Genomic DNA, 20,256 nt, shown 5'->3' on the forward strand with positions numbered 1-20,256 from the left:
ATAGTTGGAACGCCGTATGCGGTGAAAGTCGCTTGTACGGTGTGGACGGGGGGAAAAGGGAGCGATAACTTCAAACCCTTACCTATCTGTATGAAAAAGAGAGCCTTTATCAGAATTGTTTTTTAGGCCAAAGTTGAGACTTCCATTTATGTAAATTTGTTACCAATGAATCCATCGTAATTGTATCGTACAATTATATTGAGGTGGTCTAAGTGTTTATTGCACCAATGCTATTACAAAAAACAAATGAACCGTTTGAAGATGATTCATATATTACGGAATTAAAGCTGGATGGAATAAGACTAATCCTTTCCAAGTTTGATAATAAGGTGAAGCTTTATACTCGCCACAACAATGAGGTTACGGCTAAGTTTCCGGAATTATTAAATATAGATATCCCTGATGGGATAGTGCTGGATGGAGAGATTATCGTTACTGATCGATACGGTAAACCTGATTTTGAAGCCATGATGGCGAGGTTTCTGTCAAGACGAACCCATTTAGAGAATGCCACGTTAAGTTATGTTGTTTTTGATGTCATTCAATATAAAGGTAAGTCCGTTTCTTCTCTGCCATTGATGGAGAGGAAGCAGCTACTAGACGAAATAATTACTCAAGATACAAGTTTAGTAGTAAAAGTTAAATATATAGAGGGTCATGGTTCTGCTTACTTTGATTTGGTCCGACAGCAAGGTTTAGAAGGCATACTTCAAAAGCGTAAGGATTCACGTTATGAGGTAGGAAAACGTAGTCAATCATGGCTTAAGGTGATTAATTATCAATATGATGAAGTGATGATTATGGGGCTCAGAAAAGGTGAATTTGGGGTATTGCTAAACTTTCTGGAGGGAAAACCAGCTGGTTTAATGGAATTTATGCCACTGGCTGAACGTAAAAACCTATATAGAATGAAGAAAGTCGTTTCAGAGGATGATAAATTTACGTTTATCGAACCGATAAAATGCCGTGTGAAGTATAGGAATCTCACTAAAGCTGGATATCTACGGATCCCGTCATTTGTACAATGGAATTAAAAAATTTCAAGGGATGAAATCGAAATGATTTCATCCCTTTATTGTGGATATACATATAAGGTTGTGAAGCATTGCACTTAAGCTTACGGGCAGGTTAATTGAAGAATGGTTTTTATATAGTACAGTTTAATTTAGGTTCATTTTTGCTTTTGTTTGAGAAACCTTAAGCGAATATATATCCCTACACAAATTGAGCCTATAACAGCGTTGAGTAAAACTTCCCACAATGGAGAGTAAAAGGATTTAGAAATTGCCCCTATTTCAAAAGCTAAGAACAAAATAAGCCAAAACCACAACTTATAGCGTTGATAATAAAATGATAACAATTTGAACAACTCCTTTGTTTTCTATCAGTCTATATTTTACACTTTTTGGAAAGATCTGTAATGAATCTTTTTCGTCAAATTGAAAGTAATCCAAGATTGTGAAGTTTTGTACTTAAACTATCGGGTGCTTGAGTTTAACAAAGAGTCGTAACTGCGGCTCTTTTTCTTGTTCTACTAACGGGGCAGGTTAGCATTCGTATTAAACTGAGGGAGTTTAAGAAAAAGGTATGTTATACTAGAATTGCTAAAAATTAACATTATTATAAGGGGTGCGTTGATGGCGGACATTTCTATTTTACTTGCATTCGGTGCAGGTGCATTAGCTTTTATATCGCCTTGTGTATTTCCTCTTTATCCTGCATTTTTATCGTATATTACGGGAATGCGTGTAGCAGAGATACAAAGTGGTGAATTAAAACGACAACGTAAAGCAATTTTTCATACACTTTTCTTTTTGTTTGGATTTTCAATAATTTATTTAGTGCTTGGATTCGGAACAACAGGAAGTGAGACTTTATTAGGGACTTGGTATTTTCAATATGGAGATTTAATTCGACAAATTGGTGCTATTTTAATGGTCGTTTTTGGATTAATTACTATTGGGTTACTCCAACCAAAGTTTTTGATGAAGGAGCATAAACTACACATTCAAAATAAACCAGCTGGTTATTTAGGTTCAGTGGTAATTGGATTAGCTTTTGCAGTAGGTTGGACACCTTGTATGGGTCCAATTTTAGCAGCTACATTAGCACTTGTAGGTGCAAATCCATCACAGGGTCTATGGTATATGACAGCTTATGTTTTAGGTTTTAGTATTCCGTTTCTTTTAATGGCATTTTTCATTACTAAATTATCGTGGTTAAAAAAATACAGCAGCACTGTAATGAAAATTGGCGGGGTAATTATGATAGTTATGGGAATTATTTTGTATTTTGACAAATTGACACTTATCAATTCATTATTACAACCGATATTCGGAGATTTTCAGGGATTTTAGTTAATTAAATAAAGGGGCAGGTTTGTGAAGGATTACACTTAAGCTAACGGGTGCAAGAGTTGAAGAGCAAAGCTGTCATTATTGACAGCTTTTTTATTGGGATATCTGGGCAGTTTAGTTAAAGATAGCCTATCTAATCAACTAACTCTGAGGGGATATTCATTTTTAGGTGATTTGCTCATCCTTAAGAGGAATTTTTTAAAATTATATAAAAAAATCTACATATTGCTACTTCTATATAAAAAAATATATAATTAAATGGACTTTAAAAAATGAGGTAGTTAGACATGGAAGAGAGTAAGAAAGTATTAGAGAGTTTTATCCCTATAGCAAAATCTACTGCAAAGATGTTTGGACCGAACTGTGAAGTCGTTATTCATGATTTGACGAACCCTCAAGCATCTGTAATGTTTACAGTAAATAACCATGTTACAGGAAGAGAAATCGGTCAATCATTTGATCACCTAGTGAAGACTGTATTACGATCAGAAGACTTTAAAGAAGATTATCTTGCAGGTTATACATTTGTAACAGAAGATAAGCGTACTATTCGTTCTTCGACTTCATTAATACGTGATTCCAAGCAAAAAGTGATTGGCGCTTTCTGCATAAATTTTGATGTTGAAGCACTGAATCAAATGCAACAATTTATGAATACTTTTCTTTCAACACAAGTTGAAGTTCAAGAGAATGAAACAAAATCAGATGATGATATTGAAAATGTTGAAGGAATAGTGGATCAATTGATTAAACAAATCATTCAAAACAGTGTACATCCAGTCATGAAACGCCATGAAAAGATTGAATTAATAAGATTTATGGACGAAAAAGGCATTTTCTTAATGAAAGGATCTGTTGAGAAGGTCGCATCTTTGTTAGGAATTTCCAAAGTAACAGTTTATAGTTATTTGGATGAAATCAAAAATAAATCAAGTTAAGGAGAATCAAATGAAAAACATCTTTGAAGTAGGAAATTTAAAATCAAATGGACACTATGCATTAGCAACAGTTCATCAGAATACTGTCTATGTCTCAGGACAATTTGCCATTAATCCAGAAACCCGTGAAAAGAAATTTGGCACCATTGAAGAAGAAACATTACAAGCACTTAAAAATGTGGAAATGATTGTAGAAGCAGCTGGAAGTAAAAAAGAGCAGATTTTGCGTATGACATTATATATTCCAGATGTGAAATTATGGGATAAAGTAGATGCTGTTTATAAGGAATTTTTCGGTGAACATAAACCTGCTCGTACCGTGGTACCAACTAATGAATTACATTTTAGATTCAAAATTGAAATTGATGCCATTGCATATATTTAGTTATATTTTTTTACCTGTCTTATATAAAAAAATCTAATTCCTATAAAAAATTATTTGAAAGGATTAATAAATGATGGAACAATTTATTTGTATCAGTTGTGGCAAAAAGCATGATATTACACCAACTATATGGAAATGTGAATGTGGCGGAGTATTAAACATAGTAAAAGATACCCCAAAAGTTGATGTTGCTGCTTGGAATAACTATCCAAACTCATTATGGCGCTATTTTGAATCCATGCCATTTGCAAAAGATTCTAAGACATGGGAATCCGTGACAATGGGTGAAGGTCAATCACCTTTAATCGTTCTAGATCCTATGGAGCCAAATACGTATGTAAAAGTTGATTATATGATGCCTACATTATCCTTTAAAGATCGAGGAGCCGTTGTTTTGATGACGAAGGCGAAGGAATTAGGGGTATCAAAGGTAATTGCTGATAGTAGTGGTAATGCAGGAACAGCCATTGCGGCATATGCAGCACGTTGTAATATTGCGTGTGATATTTATCTAAGTGATGAAACTTCACCGAAAAAGATCGCTCAAATAAAAGCCTATGGAGCAACGATTAAAGAAATTCATGGTACACGAGAAAACGTTGCAGCTGCGGCGCAAAAAGCAGTAGTCGACGAAAAAGTTTTTTACGCAAGTCATGTGTATAATCCTTATTTTTATGAAGGAACTAAGACGTACGCTTATGAAATCTACGAGCAATTAAAAGGAGTGCCAGATGCATTAATCATCCCAGTTGGTAATGGTACACTTGTACTTGGTGCGTACAATGGTTTTAAAGAGTTATTTGAAAATAAATTAATAGATAAAATGCCTAAGATTGTTGCAATCCAAGCAGTAAACTGTGCACCTCTTATGAGTGCATATGAAAATGGACTAGATATAGCAGAACCTGTAACCAATAAAGGTACTTTAGCAGAAGGTATTGCCATTGCAGCCCCAGCACGCTCAAGACAAATTTTAGAAGCGGTACGTGAAACAAATGGTTTATTTATTGACATTAAGGAGGATGAAATTCTGAGTGCACGGGCAATGCTTGCTGATAAAGGTTTCTATGTTGAAGTAACAACAGCTGCAAACTATGCAGGTTATTTAAAATATAAGAAAGTACCAGATGAAAAAATTATAATACCTCTTTGTGGTGCAGGAATTAAATCAAAATAACTGCGATATTAAGTTAGCGGTAGATTATCAATAGAACTACCACTTTTTTTATTTATTTTAATTTTCGTTGTTAGTAAGAGTTTTAGAAGTGCAAAATATTAAAGGTTATAGATTGTGAAGAATTACACTTAAAGTAACGGGTGCTTTAGCGAAACAAAGAGCCGTAGCTACGGCTTTTTTTCTTGTATCACTAACTGGTCAGATTAGTAAAAAAGAAAGAAACTAGATAAATTAAAAAGTTAATTTTAGCCCAAAACCTTGTTAGATTTTCTAAAATAGCTGAAACGCTAGGTGTATTTGCATCACCTATTAGTAGAGGAGTAAAGGTAGCTGTGTTTGTTGAGGGACCTAATGATTTAAGTATTTTAAAAATATTAAGTTCGATAATTGCCCGAGAAAATCCTCAAATTGTAGATTTATCTAATTCTGATGATGTAGTGATTATTCCTTGTGGAGGAGATACATTAAGAGGTTGGGTTGAAAATCAATATTTGAAACAATTAAATGTCCCCGAGATACATATTTATGACAGAGATATTGTGGAAGAAGGTAAAGAACCTAAGTATGAGAAGTGGTGTAAAAAAGTTAGAGAAAGAAATGATGGTTCGGTAGCTTATTTAACGACAAAAAGAGAGATTGAAAATTATATTCATCCTGATGCTATAAAAGGGTTTTATGGGTTAGCTGAATTGGTTTTTGGTCCTAATGATGATGTGCCTAATTTAGTGGCTAGTCTAACTCGATATGGAGAGAGTAATGTAAAGAAAAAACTGAATAATCATGTTGCTAAAAGCTTAACATATGAACAGATTAAAGAAATGGATACTGAAAATGAAATTGAAGGAAAGTGGTTTTCATTTATTAGTCAATGTATTAACGGTATACCAGTTGAAACTATTTAGGAATATTTTATTCTAAATTTGGTCTTCGAACCAAGTTCGTAAACATATACTACTCCTTAGCGAGGAAAATAGTTAAATATAGAAGTATGGATTGTACTCCACTCCGTTGTTGTTGTAAGTGTCGGCATAATGTTATGTGAAAACTATATAAGCAAGATAAATGCGTAGAAGCTAGAGTGTTAGATTTTCTGGAAATGGTTTCAAATCTTTAATATTTTACATAAGTCATCCAACATCTTTAATTAAAGGTGTTGGATATTTTTATTTGAAAACGAAAGAAGACATATACATTTGTAGTAATATAAGGTGGATTTTAATTATACATATTTATTTACAATCAAAAGTGAACACATTTGCAAGGGGCTTAAAGGCTATTGAGGGATTAATTTAATGCTATTACAGTATATAAGACTATAGAAAAGGTGTTTCTGATGCATAAGGATGCCGTTTTGAAAGGAATATATCGTTATTCATTGATAAGGACTTGGGACATTTATAACTCTAAGAAGGTAGTTTTTATAATGTTGAACCCCAGTACAGCAGATGCATACGAAGATGACCGTACAACGAAAAGATGTATCGGGTTTGCGAAAAAATGGGGAGCTGGTTCATTATGAGCGATTGCCCATATTTTAGTTATTCCATTAAAGAGCGCGATTGTTGTAGAATTTTTATAGAAAATTAAAAAGGTAAACACCACTACATCAATATGTCTGCGACCAACACTCAAGCCATGTGGATTGTATTTCGCAACAGGTTTTAAAAAAAGGCAACTAACCCATTGGGCGTTGCCTTCTACAGTTTTTTATTTTCTTGTATATTAATTTTCCAAACCAATCATTCTTTAAAAAGAAAGAGCCAATTGCTCCTAAAAGGTTATATTTTTTGGGTATCCTTCCATACTTCAATAAATAACAACCGGCTCATAGGGGCTGAGATTGTCATACACAGTTTTCATAATACTTGGCGGTGTGTTGACACAGCCATGTGATCCATCTGTAAGATAGGCCATTCTTCCCCAATTGCCTCGCCAGCTGGCATCGTGGAACCCCTGTCCGTCATTTGTAAAAGGAGCCCAATAGTTAACATCTACTTGATAAGTGATTTTTCCGTTTTCTCTGCCCGTTAATACGGAAGGGGATCGCTTATAGAGTATATACCACACGCCTGGTGATGTATCATGATGGGTACTATGTGTACCAGTAACCACATTCGTTGTGACGATTAATTTTCCATTTTTGTATATCCAAATCCGTTGCTCTGCAATGGAGACTTCAGCATACGTATCGCCAATACCATTATTGGCGATTGTGTCATATCCGTAGCCTTCATCATTCCAGCCATGTCCGTAAATATTTGAGGCGGAAACTGATTTCTTCCCATTTTCAAAAGCTTTCATAATACGAGGTATTTCTTTTTCAACCTTTATGGCCCAGCCATAGCCTTTACCTTTAACCGATATCACCGAACCTGAATGGGTCTTGAATGTAAAATCCTTATTTAATGTGGATTGGGCATTGTTAATGTTGGCTATTCTTTTTTTAATATCACCCGCATCATCCATCTTAATCTGTAAATCTTTTGAAATAGATGCATTTTTAATTAATTCGCTCGCTTTTAAGGTAAAAACTTTATCCTGCACCTTGTAACCGACGATCTGAGAAAGGAATTCTTCAAACATTTTCTGTTGATTTTTTACAAACTCGCTGTCTTCTTTAATTGGCTGTATGTATACTGGATTGAGACGGATCTCACTCATATATTTGTGCCTTTCGAAGTCCTTCAAAAGGCTGGCGACATCATACTGCTCTCCAGGAATGCTGTTTGCGACAATAATTTTGCCTTGCTTCAAACGAACCACCGCATCTTGTGGCGCTTTTAAAACCTTATTCATGGATAGTAGCTTTTCTTCCACCTGTTTTTTCAACGTCTGGTTTTGATACTGATCCTGATTGCTGGGTATTAACGTAAAATCTTTCGCTTTTGAAGAAGGAAAAAAAGTCCATTGGCTCTTTAATAATTTTTTGACATCTGGCAGATCCTTATCCGAAAATACCATCTTTGTGTCTTTTCCATCTATAATTTGTTGATCTCCAACATAGACTACATTTTTTAATAAGGTTGTTTTTAATTTTTTTAGTGCCTGATCAGAGGTCATTCCACCGACTTTGATGCCATTAATCTTGATTTGTGAATTAAAATGGTTTGCCTGATAGTAGCTGTCTGCTGCAATGAAGAGCGCAATAATAAGGATGATGATTGTTGTAATAAACCTCCAGTTTGCATACCACATAGCTGATTTTACGCGTTGTTTCTCAATTTCTTGATTATTTGTCGTGCTTTCCATAAAGTATCCCCCTATACCTGACTTTCCGCTATAAACATCATATGATCATAAACAATTAATATTGTGTTATTAGTTACCAATTTTTTAAAAAATAGGTAATTCGTACTACTATTCTACTAAATGAAATATTCGATCATTGTCGGTTTTTGTGGAAGTTTAAATTTTTAATTAGACCTTTTGCAGAATTCTATTGATTTTCAATAAGATCAGTCTTCCGCAAACGGGGCCATTTTGTGGAATAAAAAATAAAACCAAAAAATGTGAATGATCGGTATAATGTTAAACATCAGTAATTTATTTTTAAGGTGTAGCGAAGAATTATTGCTTAGCGTATACGAGAAAAGCATATGATGGGGGGAGGGCGGATCTAATTGAATCGGTTGAGTATGTGGAAGGGAAAGTCTATCGCATTTCCCGTGATACATTAACCTACTTGTATCGAAGAGAGGGTGTGGCTGCCCACATTTATCGGCCTGCTTTTATAGATGTAACGATTGATGGAAAAACCTATAGAAATGTTTTAACGTTTTTAGTCGTTGATAAAGCAGGGGAAGTGGCCCCGCCAATGCACTTTGTTACGAAAATTCTTCGAGGGGCAAAAGGTTTTGTAAGTGACAGTTACTACCAAAAACTTGTGGATGATTTGCAAAATAAATTTGGAATGAAAGGATAACAATCTAGGTATATTAAAAATATTGAAGAAACATGTAAATTTTACTCAACAGTAATGGGGATGGAGGTCCAAATATTTGGTGAGGACAGAAAAGCTCTTCAATTTGGATCTCAGAAAACAAATCTCCATCAAACAGGAAATGAATTTGAACCAAAGGCGAACATACCGACATCCGGTTCGTCTGATCTGTGTTTTATAACGGATACTCCAATCAAAAAGGTCATTCAAGAACTAGAGAATTACCATATCAGTATTTTAGAAGGTCCTGTTGTTCGTACAGGAGCTGTAGGTAAAATTCATTCAGTTTATTTCATGGACCCCGACATGAATTTAATCGAGGTATCTAATTATGTTGAAAGCCGACTAGTCTCAAGAAATTAGTTGAATAATACTTGCTTATCTCGCAGGGAATTGGAGGGATTCCTATCGATCAATTGACTGTTCTTCTTATTTGGTTGTTTCCAATCATTTTCGGCATCCATGACTTCGAGGAAATTATCGTAGTTGAAAAGTGGGTTTCTAAAAATATGGATGATCTTATTAACATTCTTCCGCAAAGGGCTAGTACCTTTTTTGAAAAGAATTTTGCCAAGAAAACGAATCAGTTTTCATTGGTTGTATATGTTGAGTTTATTTTAATCTCACTTGCTACGATACTTGTATTTTTGAATGGATTTCACGAATGGTATAAGTGGCTGTATTTAGGGTTATTTGCTGGGTTCTTTCTTCATTCCTTTACCCATATAGGCCAGTCCCTATTTTTAAAAAGATATACACCTGGTGTCATTACTTCGATCTTATTCATTATTCCATATGGTGTATGGTTTTATTATGTGTTCCTCGAAAATAACATCCTGATTGTTCAGGATATCTGGATTAGTATACCAATTGGTGTTCTTTTGTTCGCTTTGTTTTTCCCGCCTTTAATGAAAAGTGCTTCTAAATTCTAAAACAAAACTCCATAAAAATATCAAATTATAAAAATAGCACGGAGGTTCAAATATGATGGAAGAGTCTATACAGCTGCTTTGTTACCATAACTGGGCAAATTTAAAATTATTAAATCGAATGAAAGAATTTCCAGCTGGGACGTATACAAAACAGCTTAACGGAACATTTCCTTCGATTTCTGCAACATTTAATCATATTTTTAACATTGATCAACAATGGTTTAAAAGGTTCAACCCTGAGTCTTTAACCAAAACCATTGATTTGAAAGGAATTGAAGAAACAAAAGAATATTTTCTTGAACTTCACGATAATATGAAAGGTTTTATTATAAATCATTATGATTTTTTACAAAATGTACAGTACGAAAATTCAAAAGGAGAACAGTTCCAAAATAGTATTGATGAGTTAATTCGGCATATTACCAATCATGGAACCTACCATAGAGGGAATATTTCAACGATGATACGGCAGCTAGGATATGAAGGAGTGTCTACAGATTATATTTTTTTCTTAAGATTGAAAGGTTAATTAAAAACTTGAAGCACACTTACTATGACCTACAATGTTACAGGAAATACGTTTCTTAACAAATTTTCATCTAGATTCCATTTCCCCTCTAGCTCTTTTTTATAATAAATTCATAGGTTAACTTGTAGGAATACATTCACAAAGAATCGAATATATAGGTTGATGGAGAAACTATTAATAAAGGGGAGGTATCTGTATGTTTTCTCCTAAAACCAGATTTGAAACGATTCATGGTATGGAAGTCCATTTTACTGAATGGGGGGATCCAAACAACCCAACCATTGTTTGCTGGCACGGCCTAACCCGGAATGGGCGGGATTTCGACAAAATCGCAAGCTTTCTTAAAAAAGAATACCATGTTCTTTGTCCTGATACGATCGGGCGCGGATGGAGCCAGTGGAGTTCTTCCCCTGAAAAGGATTATTGCTTTGAAGTATACAGTAGCCTGGCCATTGGTCTTCTGGATCGGTTAGAAATTGAACAAGTCCGTTGGATAGGGACTTCCATGGGGGGAGCAATCGGCATGCGGATTGCCGGCACCCCGGAGTGGCAAAAGCGCATCACCCATTTAGTTCTAAATGACATCGGCGCAGGTGCGCTGGAAAATTCGGTTCAAAATATTGAAGGGATTAAGCGGATTATTAGCTATGTTGCAGTTCCACCGCAATTTAAAACCGTTAGCGAATTAAAAACCTATTTTCAAACCATTTATGCCACATTCGGTCTTTCTAATGAGCAGGATTGGATGGATTTTACCCGGTTTTCCTGCAGGAGAAAAGATGGAGGCGGTGTCGGTCCGGATTATGATCCGAACATTGCACTGCAATTCCAGCACGTTGAAGATTTAAATCTCTGGAACTATTGGGAAGCCGTTCAGGCCAAAGTATTACTTATTCGCGGAGAGATCTCCGATGTATTGCCGCTTGATGTCGCTGAAAAAATGAGGGAAAAACCGAATTGTCAAATGGTCACCATCCCGAAATTAGGCCATGCCCCTGCATTAAATACCGGGGAGCAAATTACCATTATTGAAAAATTTTTTGAATCATAATAATAAAAACCCTTGCCCTGCAAGGGTTTTTATTTGATGAACGTATAGCTGATGCTCGTGTCGACTGGATTGAGTTTTTTAGGAAAACCCCAACTTACTTGGATTAGCCGGGCCAAAACCCGTAGCACTATTTTTTTCAACAAAATGACTATTGCGTTAACGCTTTAGCTCGCTGGGGGTCAGGCACTTAGATTTAAGACTTTTTGGAACATCCTCTTTTTGTGTTAATTTTATCGCTTAAAATAAGAAACTTTTTTCAATGCAACACAAACTGGAAGTGCAATAATAATTCCTAATACATTTTGAACGAGGTCTCCAGGTATCGACGCTACAGGTGCAACCCAATTACCGTATAGAATCCCTTCACCAATGTAATAAACAGCGATCATAACGGGCATTGAAACGATTGTTCCAATTAAATTAAAACCAATATTATTCCCATTTCGGCCATTTGACCAAGCAATTTTACCAACGATATATCCTTGTAGACCACGCGACACAAAGGTGATCGGTGCCCACAACGCCCAGCCTCCGGCTAGATCAAATAATGCCATTCCGATCGCGCCAGCAAGAGATGCCTTTTTAGGACCATATAAGATCGAGGCAATGAAAAGCATCGCTGTCCCTAGATGAACTAAACCTCCATTTGCAGCAATTGGCAGTTTAATATTCAAAAAGAAAGTAGATAGGAAAACAAGTGCAATCAACATTGCGGTAATAATTAAATCAAAAGTTTTATAACCTGGCTTTGAATAAATTTGTGTATTTTGCATATCTCTAACCCTTCTTAACGGAATTTTCTATGATTTTAGCAAATGACTGGTATTTATAAAAGCGCCAATTTTTTAAAAAACTATAAGGTCAGTTAGGGAAATGTCGAAATTAATAGTGTTGAGGAAGGGGCACCAATAGCCTCTCTTAGCTGCCCAAAACTCTTTTAGTATCCTTTGGGGATTTTCCAGATTCTTTATTTGTGGTAATATGAATAAAGTTTAAGACGGACAGCCTTATGGAGGTTATGATGAAAAAAGTTGCGGTAATACAGGATTTATCATCTTTTGGAAAATGTTCATTAACAGCTGCGATTCCGGTTCTTTCGGTAATGGGCGTACAGGCATGTCCTTTACCAACGGCAATATTGACGGCGCAAACTGGTTATCCAAGTTTTTTTTGTGAAGATTTTACTTCTAAAATGAAATATTTCATAGAGGAATGGAGCAAGCTTAAGGTTACCTTTGATGGAATCTATACAGGCTTCGTTACCGGTGAAGAGCAAATTCATAATATTTTTCTTTTTTTAGAAAAATTTCATTCAAACGAAACCATTTTACTTGTTGATCCGGTAATGGGGGATTTAGGAGAAGTCTATAAGCTTTTTACCGATGAATTGCTGGTACTAATGAGAGAACTTGTGAAGCGTGCAGATGTGATTACACCAAATGTTACGGAGTGTTGTTTATTATCCGGAAAGTCTTATGAAAAACTGCATCGCTATTCAAATGAAACGGACTATCTAAAAGCCGTCGAAGAGGCTGGGGATATTTTGCAGCAAGAAACTGGTGCTCAGGTTATTATTACTGGAATTAATCCACCGTCAGCAGATTCAGATAAGCAGTATATCGGAAATATGTATTTGGACGGAAGCAATACCTTTTATCGTGCGAAGGAGTATAATGGTAAAAGCTATTCTGGTACTGGTGATTTATTTGCATCTGTGATTATGGGAAGCATGATGCGCGGGGAGAGCTTGGAAAAATCTGTACAGCTTGCAGAGGCATTTCTGACAGCGGCCATCCAGGATTCCTCCAAAGAGCAAGTTCCTAGTGTAGAAGGAGTTAACTTCGAAAAATATTTGAAAATGTTATTTTAAATATCTAACTTCAGTATTAACCATGGAAACTTTGTTTACTCAAATGTTCTATGGTTTTTTACTTACCCTATATTTTTATTATTCAACCTTTGACTAAAAATCATTTATGAACCCTTGGTATGTCTTGAATTCTTTCAATAAAACTATCAATTGTAGCTACTGCCAGACCCACAGTGCGTTAACACTTTAACTTGGTTTTAGATCCCTAGAACTTAGGCAATTACTTTTGCCCCAGACTCCGAAAATGGAAAAAGTAAAGATATACTCATAGAGTTTTATTTACGGAAATTTGCATGAGTATCAGTAAATGTTTGAATTTCCAGGTTGCTATTCAGTGTAAAAAAATGTGATGCAAACAAGGCAAAAACAATTGTTAGAAATACTGGGATAACCACAAACAATTCAATATTTTTTCTTTTTCTTTTCATTTTTTTATACTTTTTTAAGCTAACAACCTTATTTTTCTTGTTCACATTTTTTGCCTCCGTTATTTTTATACACATTCACTTATAAATATAATAAGACAATATCTGAATTTTGTAAAAATTATATTTTATCACTACTTTTCTGCCTGATCGATGATATGAAAAAAGCCCAATTTTGGTAAAAACCATACGGAATAACATGCCTGCTACAATTCACATAGCATTTTTTGTTGCCGCCCTATTTCATTGCCAATAAGGACTTGACTATAATAAAATTTGATTAAATCACTATTAAGCTCATGAACAATCATTTTTGTTATTTCAACATTTTCAGAACCGATAACCATACAATTCGGAATATCATTTACAAAATCTTGTACATGTCCTGGTCCTACCCAGACTGTTAAATTTATACTTTTTCCGACCTCCTCACTAAATACTTGATAAAGTCTTTTCCACTAGAGGCTTCAAGTCCTTTCATACATAAATTGAATGCTTTGTTTTGTATCTCTTTTAATAATCTTAATTGTTTAGAAAATGACCGTTATTCTTTGATCATTCAGAACCTACGAAGAGGTAAACTGTATGTCATTCATTAGTAAAAACTATGTCAAGGATGGTACATTTCATTAGCTTAATCAGATTATTAAAAAATAAAAATTCTAATATAAATAACTGGAGCGTTTCTTTATTAAGTGAGACGTTTTTTGCTAAATAGACATTATAATTGAGCAAGGAGTCTTTGGCGGGAAACCATGTAGGGTAATTTATATTTTTTGAAAGGAATTGCTTTTTAATAGAAAATGGTTAACTATATAATTAAAGTGAATTTTGGGAAGTGATTTCCACAAATCTCAATTTATAGGAGGTTGGTATTTTTTAATTGCTGTACAAAAGGGAAACAGGATGAAAATTAAATGAAATCTCAGGGGGAAATTGGAGTTGCCCAGTATTACAAGAGTTATTGAAGTACATCAAGAAATAGAAAGTGTATCTAATGCACCAATGTTGATTATAAGTGAAATATTATGGATATTTTTTGGAATTGTATTTATTGTACATTTATTAAAAGATAAGAAATCATTCTCTCTTCTCGGTTTAACATTCAGAGGATTTTCCTTTGTAATTACACTTCTAATAATAAGGTATTTAACTATTTCAATTAAGAATTGTAATTTTTCGATTAATGAAAACCAATGGAAAAAAGGCTATTTAAATCCTTATATATTATCATTACCTGAGCATAAGCTACTATGCTTTAATCGTATGCCGCGAATACTACGCAAAGACAGGAAGGTAAGCGGGATACGAAAAAACGCAGTAACGCTTGGGACGAAGGTGATGTTTACTATTGTGTTAAAATTTGGATAGAAATAAAGGGAAGCGAGGATTTTTTTAAATGAATAAAACGATGTTTTACTTTTGGATAGTTGTTATTGCAATTATTGCATTTTTTACAAAGGAAATTGCTACGGTAATGATGCTCTACTTAATTTTAATGACTCTAAATGGAATCCATTCAACCATTAAGGATTTTTATGATGATTGGAAAAGTAGGCATTAAGCAGGACTGTCAATAGATGGTCTTTTTTATGTCTTCGAGTTTCATAACTTATAAGTATTGCCCTTGTTTTACTAGAAAGGGGAGGGAGGGTTCCTCTGGTTTTTTTCGTTTGGAAAAAACCATCAGAATCCTCCCCATGGAATTTCTAGTCAATGTTTATCATCTCTTTATAATACCTTCCATTGCTCTCACTTTAAGTGAATTTTCAATGATCAGGTCAAGTAGCTTATGATAAGGGATACCCGCTGATTGTGCGCTTTTTGGAAGCAGGCTATTTTTCGTCATCCCAGGTAATGTATTAACTTCCAACACATAAGGGATCCCGTTTTGAATCATCATGTCGATTCGGGCATAAACACTACATTTCAATGATTTATAGCAAGTCATTGCAGCAAGAGAGACTAGGGTTTGTGTTTCGGGTGGGAGCTGGATCACCTCTTCAATGGTAGCCACATCATTATATTTCGAGGTATAATCAAAAAACTCTCCCTTATGACGAATGGAAATCACCGGTAAAAGCTTTCCATCCAATATAGAACAAGTGATTTCCTCGCCCTTTATACACTTTTCGATGACCACTTCGGTATCCCATTTGAATACTTCCGCAATCGCAGACTTGATCGTGTCTTGGTCATAAACAATTTTTACTCCTACACTCGAACCACCTGAATTAGGTTTCACAACTAATGGGTAACCCATCTTGTCTAGTTCAGCCATATTAAGTTCTTCCATGTTCGTAAGGTGAATCCAATCCGGTGTTTGCACCCCTTCATAACGGATGATTTTTTTCGAGATATTCTTATCCATGCATAAGCTGCTGGATAGTACGCTGCTCCCTGTATAAGGAATTCCAAGGGTTTCAAGGGTACCTTGAATGGTGCCGTCCTCACCGTACTTGCCATGCAGCGCCAGCAGGGCAACGTCAAGATTTTTCGCCTTTTCCACTAAATCTTCTTTGTGATCAAGTTGAATCGGTACAATTTCATATTTATTTTTATCTAAATGCACCATCATTTCTTCACCTGTCATGAGCGAAACTTGCTTCTCGGAAGAAACCCCTCCCATAATGACGCCAACTCTCATTTTTTTAGCCTCCATAATGATTTTTTATCGTGTCACCGATGATCTTAATTCCTTGAATAATCTCTTTTTCTTTCAGCCGAGAAAATCCCAATCGTAACGTATGCCTTCCACTACTGTCCGTGTAAAAAACATCGCCTGGAGAAAAAACAACTCCGTTTTGATAACATTTTTCTAAAAGCACCCGTGAATTAATGTTGTTTTCTAGTTCTATAAAAAGGTGGAGTCCACCGTCACCCGTTATTCGTTTAAAAGGAATGAATTGCTTACAATAATGAACAGCTAATTCATACTTTTTCTTATAGACTGATTTCGCTTTTTTTATATACTTCTCAAAGTAACCATCATTCAAATATTGATATAACACCGCTTGGTCTAAAGTAGACGTATGAATCGTTCGAGCTCTCTTCATACTTTCCAAGTAATAAATCAACTCTTTGTCTGCTAAAATCCACCCAACCCGTAAGCCAGGAAAAAGAATTTTAGAGAAGCTGCTAATATAAATGACATGATTGCCAAGTCCGGCAAAGGCAGCCAAGGGTGCCAAATGTGACCCTGAGTAACGTAATTCTTCATTAAATCCATCTTCAACGATCGGAAGCCGATAGGCGGAAAACAGCTCCATGATTTCCTTCCTTTTTTCAGAGGATGTTACGATTCCAGTTGGATTATGATAAGAGGGAATGAAGTAGGCAAAATCATATTCCTTTTTTGATAAATTTGTTTCTAGCTTCCTCACATTGACACCGTCATTCTCCATTTCAATTCCATCGATTTCAAAGCCATGTAATCGAAAGAGCTTAAGGGCAGAATGATGGGTTGGATTTTCACAAATAACACGGCCGTTCTTTTTATTTAAAGAGGATAAAAGGAGATCCAGTCCTTCCGTGAAGCCATTGGTAATTAAAACATCTTTATTTCTAATGTCTACCCCTTTAATTTCCATGTAGTGAAGCAGGTATTCGATAAGTGGTTTATAGCCCTTTGCATATCCATAGTTAAGAACAATGTCTCCTTCCATGGACATCCGATTTAAAAAAGCCCTTTTAAAATTTTCTACATCGAAAAGCTTTTCATCGGGTGCGATACTAGTAAATGAGATCATTTCTTTATTCCAGCGCACTCCATGCTTCATGAGGTCCAATTCTTCCACCAAAAAGGTTTGCTCATTGATTTTTTCAGTCCAATTCAACTGGATGGATGGGGATTTGAAGGTCTCAACATGACTTACAAAGTTTCCTTTTCCTTTTATCGCATAGATCATGCCTTCTTGTTCCAAATCCGCATAAGCCGTTAAAACGGTGTTTCGGCTGATGGATAATAAAGTGCTAAGTTCACGAGTGGATGGAAGCTTTTGGTGCTCTAGCAAATACCCGTTGGTGATCATTCTTTTTAAATATTCCTTAAGTTGAATATATACTGGACGGCCTTCCGTTAGCTTAAAATCGTTAAACACTGGATTCATCCCCTTGCTAACATTTTTACATATCAGCACCTTTTCCAAAAGGTCCACACATTATGTATTTTTACGGTCTTGTGGTAGGGTGTGGAACTATAATGATACCATTTAGAATCTTTGGATAAAATCTGGAAAAATTATAGGTGCGAAGGTGACGGATTAGGATTTATTCCTTATGTAAAATGTCAAAAACGTAATGTGTTGTTCACTGAAATTTATTCTAAAAATTAATTTAATATCTTAATTGCTAATGAACTCAATGAAAGGACCTAAAACGGGTCCTTATTTTTTCTGATTATCTACAATAGTATTAAGCAGGATCGTAATAATTCACATAAGCCAGATGGTATTTTTCTCGAATATGCAAATGAGAATAAAATTTTGAGCAATAAGATTAGCTCTTTAAAGGGCTCGGGTATCTGATTAATGATTATTCTCAAGAGAATCAATTGAATCAAAATGAGATTACTTCTTCAGGGCAAAATGGCATTTACATATGTGAATTTTCAACAAGAAATACGGTTAATGATAATATTTTTCTTTAAGTACTAAAAATGGGGTCTTTATTTATGACCACTCGGCTGCAAGAATGTCGGGGAACAAAATTAGTAAAAGCAAGGAAAACGGGATCAGTATTAGCTGGTATTCTAATTCTAGCAATTTAATTCAAAACACAATTAAAGGTAGCGGGAGAAACGGGATTTCAATTGGTTCTAATTCATCCAGAATTACGGTTGATCATAATGAGATTTCTGATAGTAGTCAATACGGAATTGGTGTCAGTGGAGGTTCCGTGATGAATAATATCAAGAATAATACCATAAACACATCTTTAAAAGGGATTTGCTTAGAGTGATAATAAAATGATTAAAAATAAAATTTATTCTTCAGGAAGTTCTGGAATTGCGATTAAGTATTATTCAACAAAAAACACAGTGGACCAAAACAAACTGGATAAGTCAAAAAAACACGGCATCCAAGTGTATTCCCATTCTTCTGCACTAATTACCAAAAGTAACATTTACCGTTCATCTGAAAACGGTGTATCCATCAGTTCCTATTCTAATCATAGTACAGTATTGTCAAACACGATAAAGTATAGTGGAAATATGGAATTTCTTTATCAATCCATTCAAGCTCAAACAAGATTGGTAAAAATACAATAGTGGGAAGTAAGAAGGGGAAAATACACAAGAGTTAAGACCAGAGGAACCGTCCCTCTGGTTTTGGGAATATACATCAGAATCCTTTGAAGCACCCCTATATAAAAAGGTGCCCCAAAAGCTAGGCTTTTTGGACACCCTCGAAATTACCATTAGATTTTATCATTTACGCAACTCACATTGTGCTGATGTCAATCACGAATCGATACTTCACATCTGAAGCTAATACGCGTTCGTACGCTTCGTCAATTTGATCGGCTGAAATGACTTCGATCTTAGGAGCAATGTTATGTTCTGCACAGAAGTCTAACATCTCCTGAGTCTCCCGGATGCCTCCAATCATTGAACCTGCAAATGTACGGCGATGACCGATTAAATTAAATACGTTTAATGACAACGGTTCTGCAGGAGCACCAACGTTTACCAGAGTACCATCAAGAGTGAGCAGACCTAAATAGGCATCCAAATCAATCTTCGCACTGACCGTGTTAATCATTAAGTCAAAGGTTCCGGCCATTATCTCGAACGTTTCCGGGTCACTTGTAGCATAGTAATGATCTGCGCCTAATGCCAGACCATCGTCCTTTTTCTTCAATGTTTGTGACAGAACGGTTACCTCGGCACCCAAGGCATGTGCAATTTGGACAGCCATATGACCAAGACCGCCCATACCAACAACTGCTACTTTCTTACCTGGGCCAGCTCCCCAATGGTGTAGTGGCGAAAAGGTTGTAATCCCAGCGCAAAGTAATGGTGCTGCGGCGTCAAGCTCTATGCTATCAGGAATTCTGACTACGAAGTCCTCCGTTACAACAATGTGGGTAGAATAGCCACCTTGAGTAGGCTCGCCGTATTTGTCGACACCAGCGTAGGTAGGGACATTTCCTTTGAGACAGTATTGTTCTTCTCCTTCACGGCAGTTCTCACAATCGCCACAGGAGTCAACCATACATCCGACCCCAACGCGGTCACCGACCTTGTACTTCGAGACTTCTGTTCCTACATCTGTAACAATTCCTGCAATCTCGTGGCCAGGGACGAGTGGATAGTTCACGGGACCCCATTCACCGTGAGCAGTATGGATATCAGAATGGCAGATGCCGGCATATTTAATTTCAATCAGAACATCATGCGAATCAAGATCGCGTCTTTTAATTTCAGCCACTCGAAACGGTTTGTCTGGACCATCGACAGCTCGTGCTTTTGCAGTTATCATGAATAAAACCTCCAATAATTTTTTCAAGAGAATGCGCTTGTTCCAGGTATAATTGTATAATTTCCCCTTGATTCTTTTCTCTCTATTTTCTCTTGCAAAAACTAGAATAATCCCTATAGTTAACTCTAGGTCAAGCGATAAGATTATAAGCAGAATTCCACAAAATGATT

22 protein-coding genes and 1 pseudogene are annotated in these 20,256 nt (G+C 35.7%); 17 read left to right on the top strand and 6 right to left on the bottom strand.

Going from position 1 to position 20,256, the window contains the following annotated elements; translation table 11 throughout:
- Positions 1 to 212: 212 nt before the first annotated feature.
- The 7 genes from J2Y67_RS23870 (at position 213) to J2Y67_RS23900 (ending at position 6,376) form a co-directional block, all read left to right on the top strand.
- Positions 213 to 1,034: an ATP-dependent DNA ligase gene (locus J2Y67_RS23870; RefSeq protein WP_310177990.1), complete on the top strand. Its 822-nt coding sequence runs from the start codon at positions 213 to 215 to the stop codon at positions 1,032 to 1,034.
- A 603-nt stretch (positions 1,035 to 1,637) separates the two neighbouring features.
- On the top strand, positions 1,638 to 2,357 hold the full coding sequence (locus tag J2Y67_RS23875; RefSeq protein ID WP_310177991.1) for a cytochrome c biogenesis CcdA family protein: 720 nt from the start codon (positions 1,638 to 1,640) through the stop codon (positions 2,355 to 2,357).
- 287 nt (positions 2,358 to 2,644) lie between these two features.
- Positions 2,645 to 3,295: a helix-turn-helix transcriptional regulator gene (locus J2Y67_RS23880; protein WP_310177993.1), complete on the top strand. Its 651-nt coding sequence runs from the start codon at positions 2,645 to 2,647 to the stop codon at positions 3,293 to 3,295.
- Positions 3,296 to 3,305: 10 nt separating this feature from the next.
- The gene (locus J2Y67_RS23885) at positions 3,306 to 3,680 is read left to right on the top strand and encodes a RidA family protein (RefSeq protein ID WP_310177995.1); all 375 of its coding nucleotides are present in this window, start codon (positions 3,306 to 3,308) and stop codon (positions 3,678 to 3,680) included.
- A gap of 73 nt (positions 3,681 to 3,753) precedes the next feature.
- Complete coding sequence (locus J2Y67_RS23890; protein ID WP_310177997.1) at positions 3,754 to 4,857, top strand: threonine synthase; 1,104 nt, start codon at positions 3,754 to 3,756, stop codon at positions 4,855 to 4,857.
- Between the two features lie 332 nt (positions 4,858 to 5,189).
- Positions 5,190 to 5,759, top strand: a complete 570-nt coding sequence (locus J2Y67_RS23895; RefSeq protein ID WP_310177999.1) for a hypothetical protein — start codon at positions 5,190 to 5,192, stop codon at positions 5,757 to 5,759.
- Between the two features lie 431 nt (positions 5,760 to 6,190).
- On the top strand, positions 6,191 to 6,376 hold the full coding sequence (locus J2Y67_RS23900; RefSeq protein WP_310178001.1) for a DUF1643 domain-containing protein: 186 nt from the start codon (positions 6,191 to 6,193) through the stop codon (positions 6,374 to 6,376).
- Positions 6,377 to 6,663: 287 nt separating this feature from the next.
- On the opposite strand, the gene J2Y67_RS23905 is transcribed toward J2Y67_RS23900, so the two are convergent.
- Complete coding sequence (locus tag J2Y67_RS23905; RefSeq protein WP_310178003.1) at positions 6,664 to 8,106, bottom strand: L,D-transpeptidase family protein; 1,443 nt, start codon at positions 8,104 to 8,106, stop codon at positions 6,664 to 6,666.
- 388 nt (positions 8,107 to 8,494) lie between these two features.
- On the opposite strand from J2Y67_RS23905, the gene J2Y67_RS23910 reads away from it, so the two are divergent.
- The 5 genes from J2Y67_RS23910 to J2Y67_RS23930 all read left to right on the top strand — a co-directional run bounded on the left by J2Y67_RS23910 (position 8,495) and on the right by J2Y67_RS23930 (position 11,309).
- Complete coding sequence (locus J2Y67_RS23910; RefSeq protein WP_310178004.1) at positions 8,495 to 8,779, top strand: gamma-glutamylcyclotransferase; 285 nt, start codon at positions 8,495 to 8,497, stop codon at positions 8,777 to 8,779.
- 21 nt (positions 8,780 to 8,800) lie between these two features.
- The gene (locus J2Y67_RS23915; protein ID WP_396954136.1) at positions 8,801 to 9,160 is read left to right on the top strand and encodes a VOC family protein; all 360 of its coding nucleotides are present in this window, start codon (positions 8,801 to 8,803) and stop codon (positions 9,158 to 9,160) included.
- A gap of 74 nt (positions 9,161 to 9,234) precedes the next feature.
- Complete coding sequence (locus J2Y67_RS23920; RefSeq protein ID WP_310178010.1) at positions 9,235 to 9,729, top strand: HXXEE domain-containing protein; 495 nt, start codon at positions 9,235 to 9,237, stop codon at positions 9,727 to 9,729.
- Between the two features lie 52 nt (positions 9,730 to 9,781).
- Positions 9,782 to 10,258, top strand: a complete 477-nt coding sequence (locus J2Y67_RS23925) for a DinB family protein (RefSeq protein ID WP_310178012.1) — start codon at positions 9,782 to 9,784, stop codon at positions 10,256 to 10,258.
- Positions 10,259 to 10,454: 196 nt separating this feature from the next.
- Positions 10,455 to 11,309, top strand: coding sequence for an alpha/beta fold hydrolase (locus J2Y67_RS23930; RefSeq protein ID WP_310178014.1), 855 nt, complete (start codon positions 10,455 to 10,457; stop codon positions 11,307 to 11,309).
- Between the two features lie 230 nt (positions 11,310 to 11,539).
- On the opposite strand, the gene J2Y67_RS23935 is transcribed toward J2Y67_RS23930, so the two are convergent.
- Positions 11,540 to 12,082 (bottom strand): ECF transporter S component, encoded by a 543-nt coding sequence (locus J2Y67_RS23935; RefSeq protein ID WP_310178015.1) that lies wholly within the window; start codon positions 12,080 to 12,082, stop codon positions 11,540 to 11,542.
- Between the two features lie 248 nt (positions 12,083 to 12,330).
- On the opposite strand from J2Y67_RS23935, the gene J2Y67_RS23940 reads away from it, so the two are divergent.
- Complete coding sequence (locus tag J2Y67_RS23940) at positions 12,331 to 13,179, top strand: pyridoxamine kinase (RefSeq protein ID WP_310178017.1); 849 nt, start codon at positions 12,331 to 12,333, stop codon at positions 13,177 to 13,179.
- A 275-nt stretch (positions 13,180 to 13,454) separates the two neighbouring features.
- Here the strand turns inward: J2Y67_RS23940 and J2Y67_RS23945 are convergent, their stop codons facing one another.
- Positions 13,455 to 13,652 carry a hypothetical protein gene (locus tag J2Y67_RS23945; protein ID WP_310178018.1) on the bottom strand — a complete coding sequence of 66 codons (198 nt, stop codon included), beginning with the start codon at positions 13,650 to 13,652 and terminating at the stop codon, positions 13,455 to 13,457.
- 894 nt (positions 13,653 to 14,546) lie between these two features.
- Here J2Y67_RS23945 and J2Y67_RS23950 point away from each other — a divergent pair.
- Positions 14,547 to 14,975, top strand: a complete 429-nt coding sequence (locus J2Y67_RS23950; RefSeq protein WP_310178020.1) for a hypothetical protein — start codon at positions 14,547 to 14,549, stop codon at positions 14,973 to 14,975.
- Positions 14,976 to 15,003: 28 nt separating this feature from the next.
- Positions 15,004 to 15,168 carry a hypothetical protein gene (locus J2Y67_RS23955; protein WP_310178021.1) on the top strand — a complete coding sequence of 55 codons (165 nt, stop codon included), beginning with the start codon at positions 15,004 to 15,006 and terminating at the stop codon, positions 15,166 to 15,168.
- 159 nt (positions 15,169 to 15,327) lie between these two features.
- Here J2Y67_RS23955 and J2Y67_RS23960 read toward each other — a convergent pair whose 3' ends face one another.
- Together J2Y67_RS23960 and pdxR are read right to left on the bottom strand one after the other, a co-directional pair.
- Complete coding sequence (locus J2Y67_RS23960) at positions 15,328 to 16,251, bottom strand: D-alanine--D-alanine ligase (RefSeq protein ID WP_310178023.1); 924 nt, start codon at positions 16,249 to 16,251, stop codon at positions 15,328 to 15,330.
- 4 nt (positions 16,252 to 16,255) lie between these two features.
- Positions 16,256 to 17,713, bottom strand: coding sequence for a MocR-like pyridoxine biosynthesis transcription factor PdxR (gene pdxR / locus J2Y67_RS23965; protein ID WP_463675872.1), 1,458 nt, complete (start codon positions 17,711 to 17,713; stop codon positions 16,256 to 16,258).
- A 550-nt stretch (positions 17,714 to 18,263) separates the two neighbouring features.
- Here pdxR and J2Y67_RS23970 point away from each other — a divergent pair.
- Both J2Y67_RS23970 and J2Y67_RS23975 read left to right on the top strand, forming a co-directional pair.
- Positions 18,264 to 18,563, top strand: a pseudogene (locus J2Y67_RS23970) (right-handed parallel beta-helix repeat-containing protein); the annotation flags it as partial.
- Positions 18,564 to 18,570: 7 nt separating this feature from the next.
- Entirely contained in the window at positions 18,571 to 18,873 is a 303-nt protein-coding gene (locus J2Y67_RS23975) for a right-handed parallel beta-helix repeat-containing protein (RefSeq protein WP_310178027.1), read from the top strand.
- A 172-nt stretch (positions 18,874 to 19,045) separates the two neighbouring features.
- On the opposite strand, the gene J2Y67_RS23980 is transcribed toward J2Y67_RS23975, so the two are convergent.
- Positions 19,046 to 20,086 carry an NAD(P)-dependent alcohol dehydrogenase gene (locus J2Y67_RS23980; protein ID WP_310178084.1) on the bottom strand — a complete coding sequence of 347 codons (1,041 nt, stop codon included), beginning with the start codon at positions 20,084 to 20,086 and terminating at the stop codon, positions 19,046 to 19,048.
- Between the last annotated feature and the right edge of the window lie 170 nt (positions 20,087 to 20,256).

The organism is Neobacillus niacini (genome assembly GCF_031456445.1).
Lineage (GTDB): Bacteria > Bacillota > Bacilli > Bacillales > Cytobacillaceae > Neobacillus > Neobacillus niacini_I.

Coding starts and splice junctions, on each gene's coding strand:
- J2Y67_RS23875 (WP_310177991.1), top strand. CDS start 1,638: ATGGCGGACATTTCTATTTTACTTGCATTCGGTGCAGGTGCATTAGCT.
- J2Y67_RS23880 (WP_310177993.1), top strand. CDS start 2,645: ATGGAAGAGAGTAAGAAAGTATTAGAGAGTTTTATCCCTATAGCAAAA.
- J2Y67_RS23885 (WP_310177995.1), top strand. CDS start 3,306: ATGAAAAACATCTTTGAAGTAGGAAATTTAAAATCAAATGGACACTAT.
- J2Y67_RS23890 (WP_310177997.1), top strand. CDS start 3,754: ATGGAACAATTTATTTGTATCAGTTGTGGCAAAAAGCATGATATTACA.
- J2Y67_RS23900 (WP_310178001.1), top strand. CDS start 6,191: ATGCATAAGGATGCCGTTTTGAAAGGAATATATCGTTATTCATTGATA.
- J2Y67_RS23905 (WP_310178003.1), bottom strand. CDS start 8,106: ATGGAAAGCACGACAAATAATCAAGAAATTGAGAAACAACGCGTAAAA.
- J2Y67_RS23925 (WP_310178012.1), top strand. CDS start 9,782: ATGATGGAAGAGTCTATACAGCTGCTTTGTTACCATAACTGGGCAAAT.
- J2Y67_RS23930 (WP_310178014.1), top strand. CDS start 10,455: ATGTTTTCTCCTAAAACCAGATTTGAAACGATTCATGGTATGGAAGTC.
- J2Y67_RS23935 (WP_310178015.1), bottom strand. CDS start 12,082: ATGCAAAATACACAAATTTATTCAAAGCCAGGTTATAAAACTTTTGAT.
- J2Y67_RS23940 (WP_310178017.1), top strand. CDS start 12,331: ATGAAAAAAGTTGCGGTAATACAGGATTTATCATCTTTTGGAAAATGT.
- J2Y67_RS23955 (WP_310178021.1), top strand. CDS start 15,004: ATGAATAAAACGATGTTTTACTTTTGGATAGTTGTTATTGCAATTATT.
- J2Y67_RS23960 (WP_310178023.1), bottom strand. CDS start 16,251: ATGAGAGTTGGCGTCATTATGGGAGGGGTTTCTTCCGAGAAGCAAGTT.
- pdxR (WP_463675872.1), bottom strand. CDS start 17,713: ATGAATCCAGTGTTTAACGATTTTAAGCTAACGGAAGGCCGTCCAGTA.
- J2Y67_RS23975 (WP_310178027.1), top strand. CDS start 18,571: ATGATTAAAAATAAAATTTATTCTTCAGGAAGTTCTGGAATTGCGATT.
- J2Y67_RS23980 (WP_310178084.1), bottom strand. CDS start 20,086: ATGATAACTGCAAAAGCACGAGCTGTCGATGGTCCAGACAAACCGTTT.